The sequence below is a fragment of the Serratia sp. MMO-28 genome (genome assembly GCF_037199905.1).
Classification (GTDB): domain Bacteria; phylum Pseudomonadota; class Gammaproteobacteria; order Enterobacterales; family Enterobacteriaceae; genus Chania; species Chania oryzae.
Genome location: NZ_JBBCVB010000044.1, coordinates 1 through 20,778, shown reverse-complemented (window position 1 = coordinate 20,778; position 20,778 = coordinate 1). Strand labels below are relative to the sequence as shown.

The following is a 20,778-nucleotide window of genomic DNA, read 5'->3' as shown; positions in this document are numbered from 1 at the left end:
ACCGGCTTGAGAACGCTGCTATTGTGCCTTAGCGGCCTGTAAAAGTTAAGCCTTGCCTCAGGCCTGACTGCGGCAGTGCTGCAGGAGGTCCTGATGAGGCTGATACTCATGCGTCTGCACGTTGAGCATGCCCAGCAGGGTGTGGAACAGGTTATCCTGCGAAACCTTATCGTTTTCAGCCAGCCGGTTCAGGCATTGGCGATCGATCGCAAAATTGCGTTCATACTCTGCCGACATCCACATCAGGAAAGGCACATGAGTTTGCTGAGAAGGCGCGAACACATAAGGCGTGCCGTGCAGGTAGATGCCGTTTTCCCCCAGCGATTCGCCATGATCGGAAAGGTAAACCAGCGCGGTATTGAATTGGTCACCGTGCTGCTGCAACAGTTTGATGGTGTTATCCAGCATGGCATCGGTGTACAGCAGCGAGTTGTCGTAGGTGTTTACCAACTGCTGGTGCGTACAATCCTGGATCTGGTTGCTGTCGCAGGTCGGCGTGAATTGGCGGAATTCAGGCGTGCTGCGGCGATAATAAGCAGGCCCGTGGCTACCCATCTGATGCAGCACGATCACGCCATTGCCCTTCAGGCTATTGATGTAGTCATCCAGTTTGTGCAGCAGCACATTGTCCATGCAGACATCGCCCTCACAATACTGCGGTAACTGCAGTTTGGTCATGTCGATATGCGGGATACGATCGCAGGCGCCTTTACAGCCGCCGTCATTGTCACGCCACAGTACGTTTACCCCTGCATGGGCCAGAACATCCATCACGCCTTCCTGATGGGCGGCTAACGTGGCGTCGTAATCGCTGCGTGGCATGTTGGAGAACATGCAAGGGACGGAGATTGCCGTTTCGGTACCGCAAGAACTGGCGTTTTTGAAATACACCACGTTGTCCTGCAGCAGGCGCGGATTGGTTGCGCGTGGGTAGCCGCCAAGCGAGAAATTTTCCGCCCGTGCAGTTTCGCCCACCACCAGGACAACCAACGTCTTTTTTTCCTGACCACGAATGAGTGGGCCCAACTGGGCATCTTCACCAATCTTGACCAAAGATAAATTGCGGCTGAAATAGCGGTGCTCGGCAAATTTAACCGTGCCAGCCACAAAGTTGGACGGCGTGAGCATTTTCACCACGCTCTTGTTGTTGCGGATCAGCGAGGCATAGTCTTTGTAAAACAAAGCGGCAATTAACAGGATCACGACGGCGGAAAGCATGGCGTTCGCCGCGCGTAAGCCCAGCATGTACCACCAAGGGCGGGTTTTGTGGATTTGCACCAAACCTACCACAAACGAAGGAATAATCCCCAGTAGCAGCAGCCACAACCCCATACGTGGCGTCAGCAGGGCGCTCGCTTCCTGCGAGTTAGTCTCAAAGGCGTTCTGCATCATGTTGCCGTCGATCACGGTGCCGTAGCTGAACATAAAGTAATTGCTGGCAGCGCTGCCGATCAGCAGAAAGATGATCAGGGGTTTGCGCAGGAAAGGGACGGTCAGTACGCTAAAAATAATATTTAGCGCACAGAAAATCACCACGGGCATGGTGGCGGCAAAAATAACGCTATGGATGTTATCGAAGGTGATGTATGACCAAGCGGTAAACAGAAAGAGCGCGTTGTGGAATAAGGTAAAAAATAATGCGCTGGAAAGAATAAATCCCAGGCTGTTGCACTGTAATAAGCGACGTAACTGCATGGCCAAATCTGAATCCTGCCAGGGTGTAATGCGCTGAAATCTACCAAATGAAACTTAAGATAACCTTAGAGATTCAGCGCGCTAGGGGGCAGCCCTAGTTGATGCGCGCCTTTACGCGCATGGGGTTGGGGATTTCCGGCCAACCGCTGTATGAAATCAGTGATGAACTGCGCCGAGGGGAGTTCATCGCTCTGCTGCCCGAATGGCGGCCAGCAACATTCCGCCTGCATGCATTGACGCTGGAACGGGTGCTGCCGGAGAAAACCCGCCAGGCGCTGCATTATCTGCGCGACTATTTTCGCCGCCATGGCGAAAAGCCACTTGCCATCGCTGCTGATGGCAGCTTCAATTAACATAAGGTTGTGTGGAACACAGCCGGAACGCAGGAGGTCGTGTGGCGCAGCAACTTGAGTTTTTTGACATACCCAGCCCGTGCCGCGGTATTTGCCAAGCCGATGAGCGCGGTTTCTGCCGTGGTTGCCTACGCAGCCGCGAGGAGCGCTTTGGCTGGATGCAAATGAACGACGCACAGAAACGCGAGGTGTTGCGCTTATGCCGGCAGCGTTATCTGCGTATGCAGCGCGTCAGTAAACCCGCTGATGAAACCCCGCCGGAACAACCTTCACTTTTTTAATTATTTCCCGATCTGACACAGCTTAAAGCCGTTTTGTGGCTTCCTACCTTATGGGCGCTTGTGTATGCTGACGCAAATTAATTTCATGAGGTTTTAAACATGGTGAATCGGATTAAGCTTGCGCCGCAGGGGCCTGAATTTTCCCAAATGATTTGTGGATACTGGCGATTAATGGAGTGGGGGATGTCGCCCCAGCAACTGCTGACGTTCATTGAACAGCACCTTGAATTGGGTGTGACGACGGCCGATCACGCTGATATTTACGGTGGCTATGCCTGTGAGCAGGCGTTTGGTGAGGCGATCAGGCTGAAACCTTCGGTGCGCCAAGGGATGGAGCTGGTGTCGAAATGCGGGATTGCGACCACTGCCAAGCCGGGTAACCCGATAGGCCATTACATTACCGATCGCGATCACATCGTACAGAGTGCCGAACAGTCGTTAACCCACCTGCATACCGACTATCTGGATTTGCTGCTGATCCATCGGCCCGATCCGTTGATGGATGCCGACGAAGTGGCCGAAGCCTTTGTCGCGCTGCATAAAAGTGGCAAGGTACGCCATTTCGGTGTTTCCAACTTCACTCCGGCTCAGTTTACGTTACTGCAGTCGCGCCTGCCGTTCTCACTGGTGACCAATCAGGTGGAAATTTCGCCGATTCATCAACCCACGATCCTGGATGGCACCTTGGATCAATGCCAGCAACTGCGCGTTAAGCCGATGGCCTGGTCCTGCCTGGGCGGTGGCCGACTGTTCAGCGATGCGGAATTCCAGCCGTTGCGCGACGAACTTCAGGCTGTGGCGCAGGAAATTGGCGCGGAGACCATTGAACAGGTGGTTTATGCCTGGGTGATGCGCCTGCCGTCTATGCCATTGCCGATTATCGGTTCTGGTAAGATTGAACGCGTACGCTCAGCAATTCAGGCATGCGAGTTGGAAATGAATCGCCAGCAGTGGTTCCGTATCCGCAAAGCGGCATTGGGTTACGACGTACCTTAAGCTTTGCTCGTGGCCGGGCAATGTAGTATTGCCCGGTTAATATTCTGGTGAGATGTTACGAAAATAAAATCCCCTGCTGATTACGCCATAGTTAATAAGCCCTATCTATTCTGGTTAGAATTAACTCCGGTTGATTTTCCTATTTTCTCATAGACTTTAATACGTGTTTTTATCAATCAATTATTATTTTGATGAATATATAATTCATTGAAAGTAATAAATAATTAACTGAGGGTTTAATTATAAATCCGTATGATTAATTAAATTTAAAGCAAATTGATTAATTCCCTAGACCCTCTATACTGAGTACTCTGTTACAACTATCGCATGGAGGTTGATTGATGAAACGTTTTTGGTGTGCAGCATTAGGGCTGGTGGCCTGCGGCGTTGCTCAGGCCGCTACGGTTGATGTTGAAATGAATCTGGTGACTGCGCAGGGAATTGGGCAGGACATTGGTAAAATCACTATCAGCGAAACACCTTACGGCCTGCTATTTACCCCGAAGCTTAAGGCACTGCCTGGTGGCGTGCATGGTTTTCACGTGCATGAAAAGGGCAGTTGTGAACCGGGGATGAAGGACGGTAAAGCGGTTGCTGCGCTGGCGGCGGGTGGGCATTTTGATCCGCAGAAAACTGGCAAGCACCTTGGGCCTTACGCCGATGGGCATCTGGGCGATTTGCCCGCCATCTACGTAATGAATGACGGCATGTCTAACGATCCGGTTCTGGCTCCGCGGTTGAAGAAAATCAGTGAAATCGAAGGCAAAGCCCTGATGGTTCACGCCGGGGGCGATAACCATTCCGACCATCCGAAGCCGTTGGGTGGTGGGGGCGAACGCTTTGCCTGTGGTGTCATCAAGTAAATATATCCGCCCGCGTTAAGATGTCGCGGGCGTCATTGCTGCCGCCTCTGGCGGTGAAATCGCCTGTTTTAGCTGCTGCAACGAGCAATATAACCGCCAAATCAATCCGGCCAAATCGCGAGCGGCCTGTTCAGGATGCTGTGCCAACACGTGACTCATGCGCTGCAACTCTTGTAGCGTCGCGTCCAGCGAACTGTGTTGGACCCCTTTCTCCGTCATAATGCCCTTCAGACAATGAATACAGACATCACGCACGGCGGAAAGCGGATCCGAGCGGGTTTGCCATTCACGCAATTGCCAGACGATGTGGCTACAGTTCAGGAGCACCACGCCCCAGCGGAGCAGCCAGGTGCGGGCTTCTTGATCCTGGCTTTGATTCAACTGACTGATACGGTGATAAATACGAGACTCAAACTGACTCTCGTTCTGCTGGGGTTTTCTGCTTAACTGATCGATAAAATCACGGCGTAATGCGCGAATAATTCGGCGGCTTTTGCGCTTGTCTGAACTGGGGCGCAGGAGCTGGAAGGCTAACCCAGCCAATAACACCCCGACAATTTTGCTGATGCTGTCGTTTATAAACGACTGATAATCATAGCTGGGGGGATTCGTGACGGCGAGAAACGATCCCATAAACACGATCAACTGTCCCCACAGCGGTGCGTAAGGGGGATGCTGCAGTTTCATCATCTGCATCGTCACCAGAACTGGGAACAGAAAGGCGCAGAATAACCAGAAATCATCGATCTGAATCATCAGGCCGAACTTGATCAAAAAGCAGAAAACGGAAAGCAAGGAAACGGCTTTCAGCAAATTGGCGACGGACTTGGTCGGTGAAGGCGTGGAGGAGTAGAGCACGCAACTGATAGCGGTCATGGTCAGCGCCGAACTGCCCGAGTCCCATTGGGTGCCGATCCAGAAAGCGCAACCAATCAGAATACACAAAAAGGTGCGCAAGCCGTTGTAGGCGGCTTCATAGCTGTCGGTATGGCGAGCCAGCGCGGTGACGCGCGGTGGTTTGATCTCGCTGGCCGGGGTGGCATTCTCCAGCCGTTGTAACCAGCGGCTGCAACGCAGATAAAGCCAGCAGAAATGCCGTAAACGCAGGAAAAAAGCGCGATGGCGGTAATCGGCAGGATCATGTGGTGCGATAAGCTGCAGGATATGCGCCAGGCGGTATTTATCGGTGTCGGGGTTACGTAACTCTTTCAACAGTTGATCCAACACCGCTGCCAGGTTGGCCGGTTGGTCCGGCCAATTCAGCAACATGCGCCGCAGGCTGGAGATCACGCTGGTAATGCGCAATTGCTGGTGCAGCATGTAGTTGAGAATATTATTCTGCCGGCGTAACCGATAGTGGCTCCAGAAAGCCTGAATGCGCAGAACGTTCATCGTCAGGATCTGGCCAATCACCCCTTCGTGCGAAGTGCGCATCCGCAGGCTGATTTCCGGCTGCCACAGCATGGCAGCATGTTCCAACAGCCGTAAATGCATGCGCCGCAGCGAGATCAGCAGGGTTTCGCCGTCGGACGTGCTGGGCAGGATCATCATCATCAGTCCACCGCACAAGATACCGGTGATCACCTCACAGACACGCGCTTGGGCAATATCAAAGATCTCCAGCGTATCGGTAACGTTAACCGTGCTGAACGCGATAATGGCGGCGGTATACCCAGCCAAGGCAAAAGCGTAGGAAACGTTGTTCTGATAGTGGTTGGAAATGTAGGTACAAAATCCCAGCCAAGTGGCAATCGACAGGGCGAATAGCCAAGGATCGTTCAGGCAATGGCCAGCAATGATCAGCGAGGCCATAGCCCCCATCAGGCTGCCAAAAATCCGCCCGATACTTTTGCTGATAACCCCTCCCACCGTGGGGAAGCTGACCACGGCGGCGGAGGTGAGTGCCCAATAGGGCTCATCGAGTTGCAAAACGAAAGCGATCCACAGCGCCAGGCACATGGCCAGCGAATTACGCAGCGCATAACGCCATTGCCCACCGCTGGCCTTTCCCCAGGGAGTGCGATGCCATTCAAGAAAAGGCAGATTCACTGGTTAATCCCGCGTGTGGATAGAAATGGTACAGGTGGTGCCCGCCACCAGGTGGACATCGTCCGGTACATTGAGCAATTTGATCCTTACCGGCACCCGCTGTGCCAAACGTACCCAGGGAACATTGGGTTTGACGTCCATTAATAAATTGTTGTTGTTCTCAACGCTCTGGTCGTAAATCGCCCGGCCAATACTTTCGACTTTACCCTGCAGGGGCGTATTGCCGTTATATAACACGATGTCCGCTCTGCGGCCTTCTTTTATGTGCCGCAGTTTGGTTTCTTCAAAATAACCGAGTACATAGAAGGAGTGAATATCCAGCAGCGCCACCAGCGGAGTGCCCGCCGTGGCATAGTTACCGACACGCGTCTGCAGATTGGTGATATAGCCGTCGGTGGGGGCATAAATACGGGTTTTACTTAAATTCCATTTGGCCTGTTCTAAATTGGCCTGAGCCGCCTTATAGGCCGCTTTCATGGCTGCGGCGGCCAAATTGGATTCATCCAGATCTTCAGAGGAAATAACGTTATGCGGCAGGTTGCGCCGCCGCGCCGCTTCATGGTCGGCTTTGGCCATGTCCGATTGCGCTTTTGCCAGAGCGGCTTCGGCATTATCCAGGGCGATCTGATAGGGAACAGGGTCGATGCTGAAAATCAGGCTTCCCGCTGCGATAAATTGATTATCTTGAACATTGATCTTCACCAAGCGGCCAGAAACTTCAGGGGTGATATTGACCAGCTCTGCGCGTACTTTTCCATCACGTGTCCAGGGGGACTGCATGTAGTAATTCCATAGCCACCAACCAGCGCAGAGCGCAATGGCACAAATAATAACCGTCGAAAAGTATTTTAATGTCTTATGCTTCATAAGCTACCAACTCGCTAAAATCCACAGGGCGCCGCTGACGGCAATGACGAAAATGGACAGATCCATCAACATGGGGTGCCAGATTTCGCCAGAATAGATCCAGTCACGCAACAGATGGTGAATCAGCAGCCAAAATACTAACCCGAGCAGAAACGCTTTAAATATGGGAGGAAAATAAAGCGAGGCACCGAGTACCAAATCGGGTAGGGGTGATGCAGAGTGGAACCAGGATGCATTCACATTAACAATCCCTATGAGTGAATATGATAGATATTTGCCTAGAGGATAACCAATTACTGCTAAATTGGGTGGCTATTTTTACAATATAGATTATATACATTTGTGTTTTTAATATGACTTACCCAAAATAGTCTACACTCTGGGGTGTAATGTTAGCATGCTAATTATAAGGAGGGGGAAGTGGAGTCAACTTTAGGTTCAGATTTAGCACGTTTGGTTCGTGTCTGGCGTGCGTTGATCGACCATCGGCTCAAACCGCTGGAACTCACTCAAACACATTGGGTTACTTTGTACAATATCAATCGGTTACCGCCTGAGCAGTCGCAAATCCAACTCGCAAAGGCGATTGGTATTGAACAACCTTCTCTGGTGCGGACTTTGGATCAACTGGAAGAAAAGGGCCTGATCACCCGCCATATCTGTGCAAACGATCGGCGTGCGAAGCGCATCAAACTGACCGAAGCTGCCGAGCCGATTATCCGCGAAGTGGACAATGTGATCACCTTGACCCGCGGTGAAATCCTCAACGGGATCTCGGCAGATGAAGTCAAACTTTTGGTCGGTTTGATTGATAAACTCGAACAAAACATCATTGAACTGCAAGAAAAATAACAAACTTAGCGACTTTCTTGAGCCATCTTTCCACAGCAGCAACGATAAAACCGGAGGTTAAGCGCCTCCGGTTTTAGGTTCAGGAAAGCATTAAGCGATTACAGAGGGGAAACGGTAACGGTGCTGCCGTTTCGCGCCATACGGACACGTTGCCCTGGGCTGAATTGAGTGGCACCCGCTCTTTGAACCACAACGATGTTCTCTTTATTGTCGGTTCTGATTTCCAGTTCGACGCCATTAGAACGGGCAGCAACGCTCCCTACGCTGTTACCCACTACGCCACCGGCGACCGCGCCTGCCGCTGTTGCCAGCGTGCGGCCAGTACCGCCGCCAACGGTATTCCCCAGGAGACCACCCAGTACGGCACCACCGATAGCGCCAATGGTGTTTGCCGTTTCACTCCCCTGAATTTGTACCGGGCGTACTGACACTAAGGTACCAAAGGTGACGGTCTGAACTTGTTTGGCCTGAGAGGCTGAATAAACATCACCGGATGTTGTAGGGTCTGCACATCCTGCCAGCGTGATTCCGGCGAGAGCAACGACGAGAAAACGCTTGATCATATAAAACTCCTGCGGTTGGTAATCCCGATTCGGGCAAATTGCCTAAGTCAGGCTTAATGAAAATGTTTCAACAAGTAGGGCTGAACGCACACGATATCTCGATAACTTGCTACTGTGCACAGCTTAACTTTTCTCTCTTCAACCAATAATAAACGGTGGTTTAGCTTTATAACAGAGCAGGGGGAAAATAAGCGTAATTTTTTGTTGTTATTAATTACCGCTCGTGTCGCCCTTTGCCAGCCTAAAATAGCCATTTGGCTGACAGAGTGTAAAAAATCATCATAATTCATGGCGTTAATCGTGGAATTCTGGTTTATTTATTTAATCAGTTATCTGTTTTCAGCCCCGTAGGGATAAAAAGGATATTGCTATGAAGTCAGGCCGCTATATCGGTGTTATGTCTGGTACCAGTCTGGATGGAGTTGATGTGGTGCTTGCCGCAATTGACGGGCGTATGGTGGCGCAGCAGGCCAGCTATCATCACCCTATGCCGGTTCAATTGAAGAAGGATATTTTGGGGATGTGCCAGGGGCAGCAGACCACGCTGGCGGCCGTTGGTCGGTTAGATGCGCAATTGGGCAACCTGTTTGGTGAAGCGGTCTTGGGCTTGCTGAAACAGGCCGATATTCCAGCGCATGAAATCACCGCCATTGGTTGTCACGGGCAAACGGTGTGGCATGAGCCAGAAGGCGCTATGCGCTTTTCTCTGCAATTGGGTGACAACAACCGCGTGGCCGCGCTGACCAATATCACCACCGTGGGCGACTTCCGGCGGCGCGATATGGCCTATGGTGGCCAGGGCGCACCACTGGTGCCGGCGTTTCACCAGGCGCTGCTGGCTCATCCTATGGAACGGCGCATGGTGCTGAATATTGGCGGCATCGCCAATCTTTCGTTGCTGTTGCCTGGGGTTCCGGTGCGCGGTTTTGATACCGGGCCGGGCAACATGCTGCTGGATGCCTGGGTATGGCGGCATCGTGCGCAACCCTATGATAAAGATGGCCTCTGGGCGATGGAAGGGCGGGTCTGCCTGCCGCTGTTGCAGCAGATGCTGACCGATCCCTATTTTGCGTTGCCAGCGCCGAAAAGCACCGGGCGTGAATACTTCAACATCAGTTGGCTGGAGCAGCAACTGGCTATGCTGCCAGGGATCAGCCCGGTGGATGTGATGGCGACGCTGGTGGAACTGACGGCAACTACCATCTGCGAACAGGTGCTGCTGGCAGGGGGGTGCGAACGGCTGCTGGTGTGCGGGGGTGGCGCGCGCAATCCAGCACTGATGGCCAGGATGTCTGCCCTGTTACCGGGCACTGAAGTGGCCTCGACCGACCGCTTTGGGGCCAGTGGTGATGCGATGGAGGCGCTGGCCTTTGCCTGGCTGGCTTTCAGGACGCTTTCCGGGCTACCTGGCAACCTGCCTTCGGTGACCGGCGCCAGTCACGAAACGCTGCTGGGTGGGATTTATCCGGTTTTGCCATTGGGCCACCATTAGCTCTGTTAGGATAAACGAAGGTTGAATGTCCCAAGGAGCAATACCATGAAGAAGATCGCGATTACCGTTGTGGTTCTGCTGTTGGCGGGTTGTAGCCATGTGATACCGCAGAAGAACAATCAGACGTTGCATTATCAGTGTGGCACGACACCGCTGACCGTGGCGCTGAATGCTGAAGAGAACACGGCCAGCTTCCTGATGGATGGAGAGCGGCTGCAGCTGCCACGGGTCGCAGAGGCTCAATACAGCGACGGCAAGTACAGATTCTGGACGAAAGGGCCCCATGCGTTTGTTGAACGCAACGGCAGGGTGATCATGAGTGACTGCGTGTTGGCATCAGATTAATTGAGATTCTGCCGCCGCAGGCGCAGAATGTCCCGACGAATTCACCGGTTGGTTGATAACCCAGATGACTGATAATAATGAGTTTGATGTTGCGGACCTGCGCCGCGAATACACCCGTGGTGGCCTGCGCCGCAGCGATCTGACCGCTAATCCTCTCGAGCTGTTCGAACGTTGGTTGAAACAGGCCTGTGAGGCACGCCTGGCCGATCCTACCGCCATGTGCGTGGCCACGGTGGATGAGCAGGGGCAGCCTTTTCAGCGTATTGTGCTGCTCAAGCACGTTGATGACCAGGGGCTGGTGTTTTACACCAATCTGGGCAGCCGCAAGGCGCAACAATTGGCGAAAAACCCGCGTATCAGCCTGCTGTTTCCATGGCACATGCTCGATCGCCAAGTGATCTTCCTCGGTCAGGCCGAGCGTTTGTCGACGCTGGAGGTGATGAAGTATTTCAGCAGTCGCCCTAAAGATAGCCAGATCGGTGCCTGGGTGTCGCAGCAGTCATCGCGCATTTCCGCGCGCGGCGTGTTGGAAAGCAAATTCCTCGAGCTGAAGCAAAAGTTCCAGCAGGGCGAAGTGCCATTACCCAGTTTCTGGGGCGGTTTTCGGGTCAAATTTGATTCTGTCGAATTCTGGCAGGGGGGCGAACACCGCCTGCATGACCGCTTTTTGTATCAGCGGGACGGAAATGACTGGAAAATTGACCGACTGGCACCCTGACAGACGGAAAATCCCCCTTAAGCGCTGGTGCTGATGCCGCTGGCGCTTTATTCTATACCCTTCGTTTTTTCAAACTGTGCCCTGGTTGCAGCTTGAAATGCATTGGGTATAACGCTACCCCGAATTTTATTCTTTCGCCAATGGGCGAGGGCCGTGTACCGGCAAAGGTGCATTCGTTTATACATGGAGAAATTGATGGCTAGCATCAACCTGATTCAACAATTGCAAGAGCGGGGCCTGATAGCCCAGGTGACGGACGAGGAAGCGTTAGCAGAGCGGCTGGCGCAAGGGCCAATTGCACTGTATTGCGGCTTCGATCCGACCGCTGACAGCTTGCACTTGGGCCATCTGGTACCTCTGCTGTGCCTGAAGCGTTTCCAACTGGCTGGCCATAAGCCGGTCGCGCTGGTCGGTGGTGCCACCGGTATGATTGGCGATCCCAGCTTTAAAGCCGCGGAGCGCAAGCTGAACACCACGGAAACGGTTAACGAATGGGTCGAAAAAATCCGTAAACAGGTTTCTCCTTTCCTCGATTTTGATTGCGGCAGCAACAGCGCGATCGCAGCGAACAACTACGACTGGTTCGGCAGCATGAACGTGCTGAGCTTCCTGCGTGATATCGGTAAACATTTCTCGGTTAACCAGATGATCAACAAGGAAGCGGTGAAACAGCGTCTGAACCGCGATGATTCAGGCATCTCTTTCACCGAGTTTTCTTATAACCTGCTGCAGGGTTTTGACTTTGCCGAACTGTACAACCGCCATCAGGTTGAGCTGCAGATTGGCGGTTCCGATCAGTGGGGTAACATCACCTCGGGTATCGATCTGACCCGTCGTATGCATCAGAAGCAGGTGTTTGGCCTGACGGTGCCGTTGATCACCAAAGCGGATGGCACCAAATTCGGCAAAACCGAGGGGGGCGCAGTCTGGCTGGCACCGGAGAAAACCAGCCCGTACAAGTTCTACCAGTTCTGGATCAACACCGCAGATGCCGATGTGTATCGCTTCCTGAAGTTCTTCACCTTCCTGAGCATCGAAGAGATCAACGCGCTGGAAGAGGAAGACAAGAACAGCGGCAAAGCACCGCGCGCTCAGTACGTGCTGGCGGAAGAAGTCACCGGCATGGTGCATGGCCCAGAAGGGCTGGCGGCAGCCAAGCGCATTACCCAGAGCCTGTTCTCTGGCGCATTGCATGACATGACCGCCGCAGACTTTGCGCAATTGGCACAGGACGGCATGCCGACCATCAAGCTGGAAAGCGATGCCGATCTGCAGCAGGCGCTGGTCAATGCGGAACTGGTGCCGTCTCGCGGCCAGGCGCGCACCATGATTAGCTCCAATGCGGTGACCATCAACGGCGAGAAACAGGCTAATCCAGAATACCAGTTTACCGATGGCGATCGTCTGTTTGGCCGCTACACGCTGCTGCGTCGCGGTAAAAAGCACTACTGTCTGGTTGATTGGCAATAATAAGCCAGGTATGTAAGGGGCCGTGATGGCCCCTTTATTTTGACGGGGTCAGGGAGCGAATATTCCCTGTGACGGTGTCTATGGTCAGGTCGTTTTGATGAAAAATATTCTTTCTATACAATCGCATGTGGTTTTTGGTCACGCAGGGAACAGTGCGGCAGAGTTTCCTATGCGCCGGATGGGGGTCAACGTCTGGCCGTTGAACACCGTGCAGTTTTCCAATCATACGCAGTACGGTGAATGGACCGGCTGCGTGATGCCCGCCAGCCATCTGACCGACATTGCGCAGGGGATTGCGGCGATTGATAAGCTGAAAGATTGTGACGCGGTGCTGAGTGGCTATATCGGCTCACCGGAGCAGGGCAGCCACATTCTGGAGATTGTGCGGCAGGTGAAGCAGGCCAATCCCAAAGCCTGGTATTTTTGCGACCCGGTCATGGGGCACCCGGAAAAGGGCTGCATTGTGGCGCCGGGCGTTGCCGAGTTTCTGTGCCAACAGGCGCTGTCATGCAGCGACATGGTGGCACCAAACCTGCTGGAGCTGGAACTGCTGAGTGGGCAGGAAATCAGCAGCGTGGAACAGGCGGTCAAGGCGGCTCGTGAGCTGATCGCCAAAGGCCCGCAAGTGGTGTTGGTGAAACACCTTAGCCGCGCCGGGTATGATATCGGCTGTTTTGAGATGCTGCTGGTGACGCGTGATGAAGCCTGGCATATCAGCCGCCCGTTGGTGGACTTTGGTGCGCGTCAGCCGGTGGGCGTGGGCGATCTGACCAGTGGTTTGTTACTGGTGAATCTGTTGCAGGGCGTGGCGCTGGATAAAGCATTGGAACACGTTACTGCGGCAGTTTATGACGTGATGCGGGTGACGCAGGCCATGGGCGAGTACGAACTGCAGGTCGTTGCCGCGCAGGATCGTATCGTTACGCCGGATTGCAGCTTTAAAGCGGTAAAACTGTAGTCGCAATCCCCCGGCCAGGTGCGCCGGGGGATGAATGATTATTTCAGACCTTCCGCACGTAACGTGGCCTCTACCGCAGGGCGAGCCGCGACACGTTCGTAATAGGCAGAAAGATGTGGGTACTTCTTCAGATCGAACTGCATATGGAACGCCCAACCCAGAATGGTAAACAGGTAAGCGTCCGCCACGCTGAAGCGGCTGCCGAGCAGATAATGCTGTTTCTCCAACACGGAATCCAGATAGCTGAACTGGCTCTCCAGCTTTGCCCGCACCATGGTTTTGTATTCGCCCGGCGTTTGCGGGTTAAACAGCGGGCTGAAACCCTTGTGTAATTCGGTTGCCACATAGTTCAGCCATTCGATCGCGTGGTAGCGAGAGAGTGTGCCCGCCGCCGGGATCAGGTTACGATCCGGTACGCGGTCTGCCAGATACTACACAATCGCGACACCTTCGGTCAGCAGGCTACCGTCGTCAAGCACTAATGCTGGGACTTGTCCCTTTGGATTGATTGCCAGATAGTCGGCGCCGCTTTCCGTTTTCTTCTGCGCCAAATCGACTTTTTCTGCCGTAAAGTCTAACCCGGCTTCGCGCAGAATGATGTGTGGTGATAAAGAACAGGCGCCAGCTTTATAGAACAATTTCATCGAAAACTCCTTGATAGTGACGAGTGACAGACATGTCTAACCTCTCATCCTAGTTCTCTGGCGCTAAAATTACAGCGGTTTTACCAAGAAAATTTAATTAACGGATGATATTTCCAACGGTCGTGGTTCTGGTGAGCCTGGTGCTGATAAGTAAAAACCCCGCAGAGGCGGGGTCTCGTTTAACGATGTGGGCGGGTGCTGATGGAGGCTGTCCAGCTAAAAGTTGCGCTTGTGGGTTGCACGCGATTGGCTTTGCGTTCTGCCCGGGTTGCTTTGGCAATTTTTTCACGTGCGGCCATAATGCGCTCAATAGCCTCGTCTTTCACTTTGTTCTGTTCGGCGTTGGTCAACGGACGACCTTGGTTTTTTCGTGCTCTGTCCAGCTCGGTTTTTACTTCACGTTGTTCGCTTTCTGTCATGTCTTTCAGCGTCAGTTTCTTCATTTTCGCCACCTGTCTTGTGAAGTTGACTTGCAGTGTACAGGATTTACGTCATAAATATTGCAGCGCAGTTATCAAACTTCTTCTTGAAGTTCGCTCAGGAAGCGACGCATGCGTGCCGTACGCTGTGCGGCCATGCGTCGGCCGGTTGAGGTTTGAAACCCATCCTGCAGTTTAAACAACTTGGTTTCAAAGTGATCCAGAGTGAAACGCCGATCGTCATACTCACGCCGCTGTGCAAGCGGGTCGGCAGCATCGTAAAGCGCGCGGTGCAGGCGGCCACCGATGTAAAAGCAACGGGCGACGCCAATCATGCCCAGCGCATCAAGCCGATCGGCATCCTGCAGAATTTTGGCCTCTAGCGTTTGCGGGAGAATGGCAGCAGAAAAACTGTGTGCCTCGATCGCATGCGCCGTTTTTTCGATATCTGTGGCAGCCCAACCGAGCGCAGCCAGCATGGTGGCCGCCTTTTCTGCTGCCAGACGTGAAGCCTGCGGGCGCTGTGGTGAGTTCTTTTCTACCGCCACACAGTCATGCAACAGAACCGCTGCACAAAGAATGCGCAGATCGCCCCCTTCATCACGGCTGATCTGGCGGACGTTTTTCCACACGCGGTGCAAATGGGCGATATCGTGAGCACCATCATCACTATCAAGCGTCAGCGGTAACAAGGCGTGAGCCAATTCCTGATAGGGCTGAAAGGGGAGCAGCAATCCTGTTGGTAATAGGGAAGAAAGCACAGATAACTCCTGATTCGTGGGGCTAACCATCATGAGATTGGCCGTATTTACGATCGTATTCACGCCGGTAACTGCGTGCTTTGTTGCGATCGCGGATCCACAAGTAGCCGCATACCAGCGCTACTACGGTGGAAAAAGTCACATTGCGCATATCCCGGTCATACCCGAACACCAATAGCGCATCCAATCCGGCGATCAGGGCAATCCATTTATAGACGTGTGACTGCCGCCGTGTGGCTGCGTTAAGGCGTTTTAACTGCCTGGCTTCGTGCAGAACCGGTTTTTGCCGCATAATCATCCAGTTGTGATCGGTGTCTCACCAGTAAATTACCAGAATATTTCTGTCGGCGGCATAGCGAGAGCCTGCGGTAACAGCAGTTTTTTTGCTTTTACTGTCTTTGTATAAAAATCATGCCAGGGGATGTTGTAGAGCGTTAAAAACATGATAGGTTATTTATTCATTATTTTCGATTTTATATTCAATTGGTGAGTTATGATCGTCAGAACTTGGCACGGCTGTGTGCCTATAGCCTATCAACAAGGATTTGCCGAGCATTTGGCGGTTACCGGCGTTCAGCACGCTGAATCTATTGCGGGCAATTGTGGGGCTTTTGTCAGACAGGAAATTCAGGGCGAGTATGCTCATTTTTTTCTGGCCACCTATTGGGAGTCATGGCAGGCCATCAGATGTTTTGCCGGTGAGGACTATCATGTTGCGGTGACTTACCCAGACGATGAGGCTTTTGCCCTGATTTCCGATCCTTACGTTTTTCATCATCAGGTTGATGAAGTGGTTGCACTTTAAGGGCGCATAATTGCGCCCCAGATTCACAGGGCGAGAATCGCTTCGATCTCAACGTTAAGCTGGGGTGAAAACAGGGCGCTGACGGCCATCAATGAGCACGCTGGCAGCGCACCATCCAGATAATCGAACAGCACTTCGCGAATCGCCGCCAGATCGGCGATATCGGTCAGAAAGACGCTGATTTTGACCAGCGATTTGAGGTTGGTCCCTTCGCTGGCCGCGATGGTGGCCAACTGCTCGAGTATGGCGCGCGCCTGGTGCGAGGCGCTATGCCCCTGTGCTTCGGTGGCGAACGCGGTTAAGCCCGAGATGTACAAGGTGCTGGCATGGCGGACTGCATGCACGTAAGGCCCGCCAGGCTTGGGTAATTGCGGATAATTGATACGTTTTATTAATGACATGACAAACCCCACCAGATCTTTCAAAAAATAATCGCACTATCCCCGGGGAAACTGCGCTGACAAAATTTTTGCAGTATGTTGCCCGGCAATACTATCATCCCAGTGAGTCGTTCTCGCAATAAGGATGCACCAAGGGCATGAACCAGGCATTTTCGCCTTATCTGCAACGCTGGCAGCTTGAGCCGGATGGTGATGCTTTCACCACTCACAGCAGCTTGCTGATGCCGGTACGCTATCAAGGGTTGCCAGCCATGTTGAAGATCGCCCGTGAACAGGAAGAGAAGTTCGGCAACCTGTTGATGTGCTGGTGGCAGGGAGAAGGAGCCGCGCGCGTATTCGCCTGGCATGAAGACGCTATCCTGCTGGAGCGGGCGCTGGGCCAAGCCTCACTGGCGCAGATGGTGCGCAGCGGTCAAGATGAACGGGCAACCGAAATTTTGTGCCAGGTGATTAGCCAACTGCACGCACCGCGCACTGCGCCCTTTCCGGATCTGATCCCTCTGCATCAATGGTTTAACGCCTTGTGGCCAGCAGCCCAGGCCCACGGCGGGCTGCTGCGGCTGAGCGCCACGGCCGCGGCAGAATTACTGACGAGCCCACGTGAACAAGGCGTGCTGCACGGCGACATCCATCATGACAACGTGCTGGATTTTGCCGAGCGCGGCTGGTTGGCGATCGACCCTAAACGCCTGTACGGCGAACGTGGGTTTGACTATGCCAACATCTTCTGCAACCCCAATTACGGCATTGCCACCGATCCCGATATCTTTCACCGCCGCGTGGAGCAGATTTGTACACTGGCCAGGCTGGAACGTAGCCGTCTGTTGCAATGGATCCTGGCCTGGGCCGGGCTTTCCGCCGCCTGGTTTCTGGAAGATGGCGAAGCCGCTGATATCGACTTCCGTGTGGCTGAGCTGGCAGCGCGTGCGCTGGGCATCACGCTGCCGCAAGGGGATCCGGGGTTTATCCTGCCGGTGATCGAACGTCTCTGAATAGCGCTAGAGGTTAAGCAAACGCCTGGCTGACAATCCGCGCCGCCGCAGCGATCACCTCATTGTTGGCTTTGGCATCCTGCTGGGGTTGCGTGAAATACACGACGATCGCCACTGGTGCACGGTTCTCACGCCAAACGATGCCGATGTCATTCGTGGTGCCGTAATCGCCACCCCCGGTTTTATCCGCCACGATCGCACCGGCTGGCACGCCCGCCCGGATGCGTTTATCCCCCGTGGTGTTGCCTTTCATCCATGCCACCAACTGTTCGCGCTGCGCCTGCGGCAACGCATTGCCTAAGGTCAGTTTCTGTAAACTGGCCGCCATGGCCGCTGGCGTGGTGGTATCCCGCTCATCACCTGGGATCGCGCTGTTGAGTTCAGTTTCCCAGCGATCGAGCCGGAATGTACTGTCGCCGATGCTGCGTGCGTAGGCGGTAATGGCCGCAGGCCCACCGAGCTGTTTCATCAGCAGATTGACGGCGGTGTTATCGCTGTACTGAAGCGCGGCGGCACAGAGCTCAGCCACGGTCATACCGCCGTCGAGGTGTTTCTCTGTGATGGGGGAATAAGCCACCAGATCGCTTTTCTGGTAACGAATACGCTGCTGCATAAAGCCGTTGTTGTTCAGGCTGTGATGCAAAATGGCACTGGCAGCGATCACTTTGAAGGTGCTGCAGAACGGAAAGCGTTGGCCGCCGTTCAGTTGCAACGTTGTACCATCGGCGGTATTGATGGCAACCACTCCCAGACGGCCGCCAGACGCTTTTTCCAGCGCCGTGAGCTGTTGCTGAGCTTGCTGTAACGATGTGTTGGCGGCATACGCCAGCAGAGGAGTGAGCGCACTGATTGCAGGTATAGTAGCCGCAGCTAAAAGCAATTTGCGGCGTAGGGGAGAGAATGACATAGGGTATCGTCCTTGTTGGTTATTTTGCGCTCTATTATATGCTGATTCAGGGGGTTATGTGCCGTGGTGACGAGAAAATAGTTAGGCTCCTATAAAAAACGCCGGAGTTATCAGCCCCGGCGTTTTTTATGCAATGGCGACCGACATCAGTGAGCGGTAGCCGCCTGCGCTTTGGCTTCAGTATCTTCTGCCGTATCCAGCGTCATGCGATACAGCTTCGGTGCCGTCAGCATCATCAGGATGGCGATAACGGCGGTAGCGATACCGATCTGCATAAACACGTGGCTATAGATAGCCAGTGAGGCATGCGCATCGTTGATATCACTTGGCACCGCGGTCAGCCCCGCCACCTTGCCGGCAATCAGCGCAGCGGCAGCGGTGGTCAGGAACCAGGATCCCATGATAAAGCCCATCAGGCGTTGCGGCACCAGTTGTGCCACCATCGCCAGGCCCAGGCCGGAAATCATCAGTTCACCGATACTTTGCAACGCATAGCTCAGGATCAGCCAGTTAACTGACACAATGCCCTGATCGTTAGCAAAGCTGGCACCCCACGGCAGCACCAGGAATGCCCCGGAGCACAGGATCATACCGAAGGCAAACTTGTGCGGCATTGGCAGGCGATCGCCCATCTTGTTATACAGTGCCGCCAGGATCGGGCTGGCCAGCATGATCCAGAAGGGGTTCAGCGCCTGATACTGTTCTGGCTCAAAGGCAACGCCCAGAATGCTGTGCTCAACGTTGTGGATGGCGAAGAAATTGAGAGACGTTGGCATCTGGCTGTACAGCACAAAGAAGACCACCGCTTCCAGCATCAGCAGGAATGCCACGATCATCTTACGGCGAGCGGCACCGTGCAGTGCAAAGGTCTCCTTGGCGAACACGATCACGATCCCGACAGAAACGATCGCCAGCGCCCAGCGCGCAATGGTCTGGTTATGCAGCAGCCAGCTTGAGATGGCGATCAGCGCAACCACGCCAACCAGAACCATCAGCAGCTTACGCACCTGCAGCGGCTGAAAGTCGGGCTTTGAGCCGTGTTGCTTAACCCAGCCGTGGCACAGCATAAAGTTGACCAGAGTGATCAGCATGCCCACCACGCTCAGCGAGAAGGCGACGCTCCAGCCATACTTGGCCGCCAGCCAAGGCGTAGCCAGCATAGAGAAGAATGAACCGATATTGACGGACATATAGTACATGGTAAATGCACCGTCCAAACGCGGATCGTCTTTCTCATAGCAGGTAGACAGCAGGGAAGAAGGGTTGGCTTTGAACAGGCCGCTGCCCACGGCAATGGTCGCCATACCCAGATAAACCCAGAACACATCGTGGCCTGAGTAGGCCACCATGGCATAACCGGCGGCCAGAACCATCGCCCCCAGTACGATCACTCGCTTTGAACCGAGAACTTTATCCCCCAGCCAACCGCCAATGGCCACGAAGCCATACACCAGCGCGCTGAAAGAAGAGAACAGGGTAATGGAGTCGGCTTCGCTCAGGCCAAGCATTTTGACCAGATAGACGGCCATGATGCCTTGCAGACCGTAATAGCCAAAACGTTCCCAGAGTTCAATCGAGAAGATCAGGTAGAACGCCTTTGGCTGTTTGAAAGCGTTAAGACTGACGCTTTCTGCTTGTTTGTTGTTTGCAGTTGACACTGGGACCTCTGGTTTTTTCACTGCCCGTATTATCACGACGGGAAAGAGCAAAAGTGATGCAGGGCTGCATCCTTTGCTTGTTATAGGATTAAATGACGGCGGGTAATGTTCACTATCTTTGTCAACGAGGCAAGCTTTTTGACATGTTCTGTTACAGATAACTTGCGTGATGTGATACAACCATGTTGCAAATTTTATGCAGCATTAACGTTTGTATTCCCCATACATATCGATTTTTTGTTTTGATTATTACAGGATATTTATTTTTAAAGTGATATATCCTGCTAATTTAAAATTATCCAGCTTATGTAAATAGTCTATTGCTATAACCTGACCGATCATGATGCATAAATTGATTTTTGTAAAATTATCGAAATTTGGGAAAACAGCAGAAAGTATGTAAACGGAATGTGATTGTGAAAACGTGATGGGATGGGCAATTCTTGCCTAATTTTTTTATTGAAAATATCTCAACCCTACGCTTCGCGGCAAAATCGGTAGGGCTAGCGCTGGCAAGACAGCGTGACATCACTTTTTTGACAAAAGATCGTTACGGCAGGGTAATACTTGTCAGTTACGGCTAACCAGTTCCCTTGTATGTTTGTAGTTGATGTAAAAAGATAGGTTGTACCGTGTTCTTACCCGGCGTGGCAGCACGTACGCCCTCTGGGACACCAAGCCCGTGGGAG

General features: G+C 53.2%; 23 protein-coding genes and 1 pseudogene. 12 read left to right on the top strand and 12 right to left on the bottom strand.

Annotation, left to right across the window (positions count from 1 at the left end):
• Window positions 1-57: 57 nt before the first annotated feature.
• Entirely contained in the window at window positions 58-1,695 is a 1,638-nt protein-coding gene (gene eptA / locus WG891_RS25030; protein WP_337262421.1) for a phosphoethanolamine transferase EptA, read from the bottom strand.
• Window positions 1,696-1,796: 101 nt separating this feature from the next.
• Here eptA and WG891_RS25025 point away from each other — a divergent pair, with 101 nt between their 5' ends.
• The 4 genes from WG891_RS25025 to sodC all read left to right on the top strand — a co-directional run bounded on the left by WG891_RS25025 (window position 1,797) and on the right by sodC (window position 4,188).
• The gene (locus WG891_RS25025; RefSeq protein ID WP_337262422.1) at window positions 1,797-2,048 is read left to right on the top strand and encodes a hypothetical protein; all 252 of its coding nucleotides are present in this window, start codon (window positions 1,797-1,799) and stop codon (window positions 2,046-2,048) included.
• A gap of 41 nt (window positions 2,049-2,089) precedes the next feature.
• Complete coding sequence (locus WG891_RS25020; RefSeq protein ID WP_337262423.1) at window positions 2,090-2,329, top strand: DUF1289 domain-containing protein; 240 nt, start codon at window positions 2,090-2,092, stop codon at window positions 2,327-2,329.
• Between the two features lie 99 nt (window positions 2,330-2,428).
• Window positions 2,429-3,325, top strand: coding sequence for an aldo/keto reductase (locus WG891_RS25015; protein WP_337262424.1), 897 nt, complete (start codon window positions 2,429-2,431; stop codon window positions 3,323-3,325).
• 341 nt (window positions 3,326-3,666) lie between these two features.
• Complete coding sequence (gene sodC, locus WG891_RS25010; protein ID WP_337262425.1) at window positions 3,667-4,188, top strand: superoxide dismutase [Cu-Zn] SodC; 522 nt, start codon at window positions 3,667-3,669, stop codon at window positions 4,186-4,188.
• A 15-nt stretch (window positions 4,189-4,203) separates the two neighbouring features.
• On the opposite strand, the gene WG891_RS25005 is transcribed toward sodC, so the two are convergent.
• From WG891_RS25005 to WG891_RS24995, 3 genes are read right to left on the bottom strand one after another with little or no spacing between them, the layout of a single operon-like run.
• Window positions 4,204-6,237, bottom strand: coding sequence for an FUSC family protein (locus WG891_RS25005; RefSeq protein WP_337262426.1), 2,034 nt, complete (start codon window positions 6,235-6,237; stop codon window positions 4,204-4,206).
• Between the two features lie 3 nt (window positions 6,238-6,240).
• Entirely contained in the window at window positions 6,241-7,104 is an 864-nt protein-coding gene (locus tag WG891_RS25000; protein ID WP_337262427.1) for an HlyD family secretion protein, read from the bottom strand.
• Window positions 7,105-7,107: 3 nt separating this feature from the next.
• Window positions 7,108-7,344 carry a DUF1656 domain-containing protein gene (locus tag WG891_RS24995; protein ID WP_197091712.1) on the bottom strand — a complete coding sequence of 79 codons (237 nt, stop codon included), beginning with the start codon at window positions 7,342-7,344 and terminating at the stop codon, window positions 7,108-7,110.
• A gap of 180 nt (window positions 7,345-7,524) precedes the next feature.
• On the opposite strand from WG891_RS24995, the gene slyA reads away from it, so the two are divergent.
• Complete coding sequence (slyA, locus tag WG891_RS24990; RefSeq protein WP_337262428.1) at window positions 7,525-7,956, top strand: transcriptional regulator SlyA; 432 nt, start codon at window positions 7,525-7,527, stop codon at window positions 7,954-7,956.
• Between the two features lie 98 nt (window positions 7,957-8,054).
• Here slyA and WG891_RS24985 read toward each other — a convergent pair whose 3' ends face one another.
• A complete protein-coding gene (locus tag WG891_RS24985; protein WP_337262429.1) occupies window positions 8,055-8,519 on the bottom strand; it encodes a glycine zipper 2TM domain-containing protein in 465 nt (154 codons plus the stop codon).
• 370 nt (window positions 8,520-8,889) lie between these two features.
• Between WG891_RS24985 and anmK the strand changes: the two genes are divergently transcribed.
• From anmK to pdxY, 5 genes are all read left to right on the top strand, one after another.
• Complete coding sequence (gene anmK, locus WG891_RS24980; protein WP_337262430.1) at window positions 8,890-10,011, top strand: anhydro-N-acetylmuramic acid kinase; 1,122 nt, start codon at window positions 8,890-8,892, stop codon at window positions 10,009-10,011.
• 45 nt (window positions 10,012-10,056) lie between these two features.
• Window positions 10,057-10,356 carry an MliC family protein gene (locus tag WG891_RS24975; protein ID WP_337262431.1) on the top strand — a complete coding sequence of 100 codons (300 nt, stop codon included), beginning with the start codon at window positions 10,057-10,059 and terminating at the stop codon, window positions 10,354-10,356.
• Between the two features lie 64 nt (window positions 10,357-10,420).
• Window positions 10,421-11,074, top strand: coding sequence for a pyridoxamine 5'-phosphate oxidase (gene pdxH / locus WG891_RS24970; protein ID WP_076940139.1), 654 nt, complete (start codon window positions 10,421-10,423; stop codon window positions 11,072-11,074).
• Window positions 11,075-11,269: 195 nt separating this feature from the next.
• A complete protein-coding gene (tyrS, locus tag WG891_RS24965; RefSeq protein ID WP_337262432.1) occupies window positions 11,270-12,544 on the top strand; it encodes a tyrosine--tRNA ligase in 1,275 nt (424 codons plus the stop codon).
• 97 nt (window positions 12,545-12,641) lie between these two features.
• Window positions 12,642-13,502 carry a pyridoxal kinase PdxY gene (pdxY, locus tag WG891_RS24960; RefSeq protein ID WP_076940137.1) on the top strand — a complete coding sequence of 287 codons (861 nt, stop codon included), beginning with the start codon at window positions 12,642-12,644 and terminating at the stop codon, window positions 13,500-13,502.
• Window positions 13,503-13,540: 38 nt separating this feature from the next.
• Here the strand turns inward: pdxY and gstA are convergent.
• The 4 genes and pseudogenes from gstA to WG891_RS24940 form a co-directional block, all read right to left on the bottom strand.
• Window positions 13,541-14,146: pseudogene (gstA, locus tag WG891_RS24955) on the bottom strand (glutathione transferase GstA).
• A 179-nt stretch (window positions 14,147-14,325) separates the two neighbouring features.
• Complete coding sequence (locus WG891_RS24950) at window positions 14,326-14,589, bottom strand: DUF3811 domain-containing protein (protein ID WP_337262433.1); 264 nt, start codon at window positions 14,587-14,589, stop codon at window positions 14,326-14,328.
• Between the two features lie 71 nt (window positions 14,590-14,660).
• Window positions 14,661-15,356, bottom strand: coding sequence for an HD domain-containing protein (locus WG891_RS24945; protein ID WP_443006109.1), 696 nt, complete (start codon window positions 15,354-15,356; stop codon window positions 14,661-14,663).
• Window positions 15,349-15,618, bottom strand: a complete 270-nt coding sequence (locus WG891_RS24940; protein WP_076940134.1) for a hypothetical protein — start codon at window positions 15,616-15,618, stop codon at window positions 15,349-15,351. The genes WG891_RS24945 and WG891_RS24940 overlap by 8 nt, the downstream gene beginning before the upstream one ends.
• A gap of 201 nt (window positions 15,619-15,819) precedes the next feature.
• Here WG891_RS24940 and WG891_RS24935 point away from each other — a divergent pair, with 201 nt between their 5' ends.
• On the top strand, window positions 15,820-16,131 hold the full coding sequence (locus WG891_RS24935) for a hypothetical protein (protein ID WP_337262435.1): 312 nt from the start codon (window positions 15,820-15,822) through the stop codon (window positions 16,129-16,131).
• 23 nt (window positions 16,132-16,154) lie between these two features.
• Here WG891_RS24935 and WG891_RS24930 read toward each other — a convergent pair whose 3' ends face one another.
• A complete protein-coding gene (locus WG891_RS24930) occupies window positions 16,155-16,532 on the bottom strand; it encodes a RidA family protein (RefSeq protein WP_337262436.1) in 378 nt (125 codons plus the stop codon).
• Between the two features lie 137 nt (window positions 16,533-16,669).
• Here WG891_RS24930 and WG891_RS24925 point away from each other — a divergent pair, with 137 nt between their 5' ends.
• Complete coding sequence (locus WG891_RS24925) at window positions 16,670-17,524, top strand: aminoglycoside phosphotransferase family protein (RefSeq protein WP_337262437.1); 855 nt, start codon at window positions 16,670-16,672, stop codon at window positions 17,522-17,524.
• Window positions 17,525-17,537: 13 nt separating this feature from the next.
• Here WG891_RS24925 and bla read toward each other — a convergent pair whose 3' ends face one another.
• On the bottom strand, window positions 17,538-18,431 hold the full coding sequence (gene bla / locus WG891_RS24920) for a class A beta-lactamase (RefSeq protein WP_337262438.1): 894 nt from the start codon (window positions 18,429-18,431) through the stop codon (window positions 17,538-17,540).
• Between the two features lie 146 nt (window positions 18,432-18,577).
• Window positions 18,578-20,089, bottom strand: coding sequence for a dipeptide/tripeptide permease DtpA (dtpA, locus tag WG891_RS24915; protein ID WP_443006103.1), 1,512 nt, complete (start codon window positions 20,087-20,089; stop codon window positions 18,578-18,580).
• Window positions 20,090-20,778 lie beyond the last annotated feature (689 nt).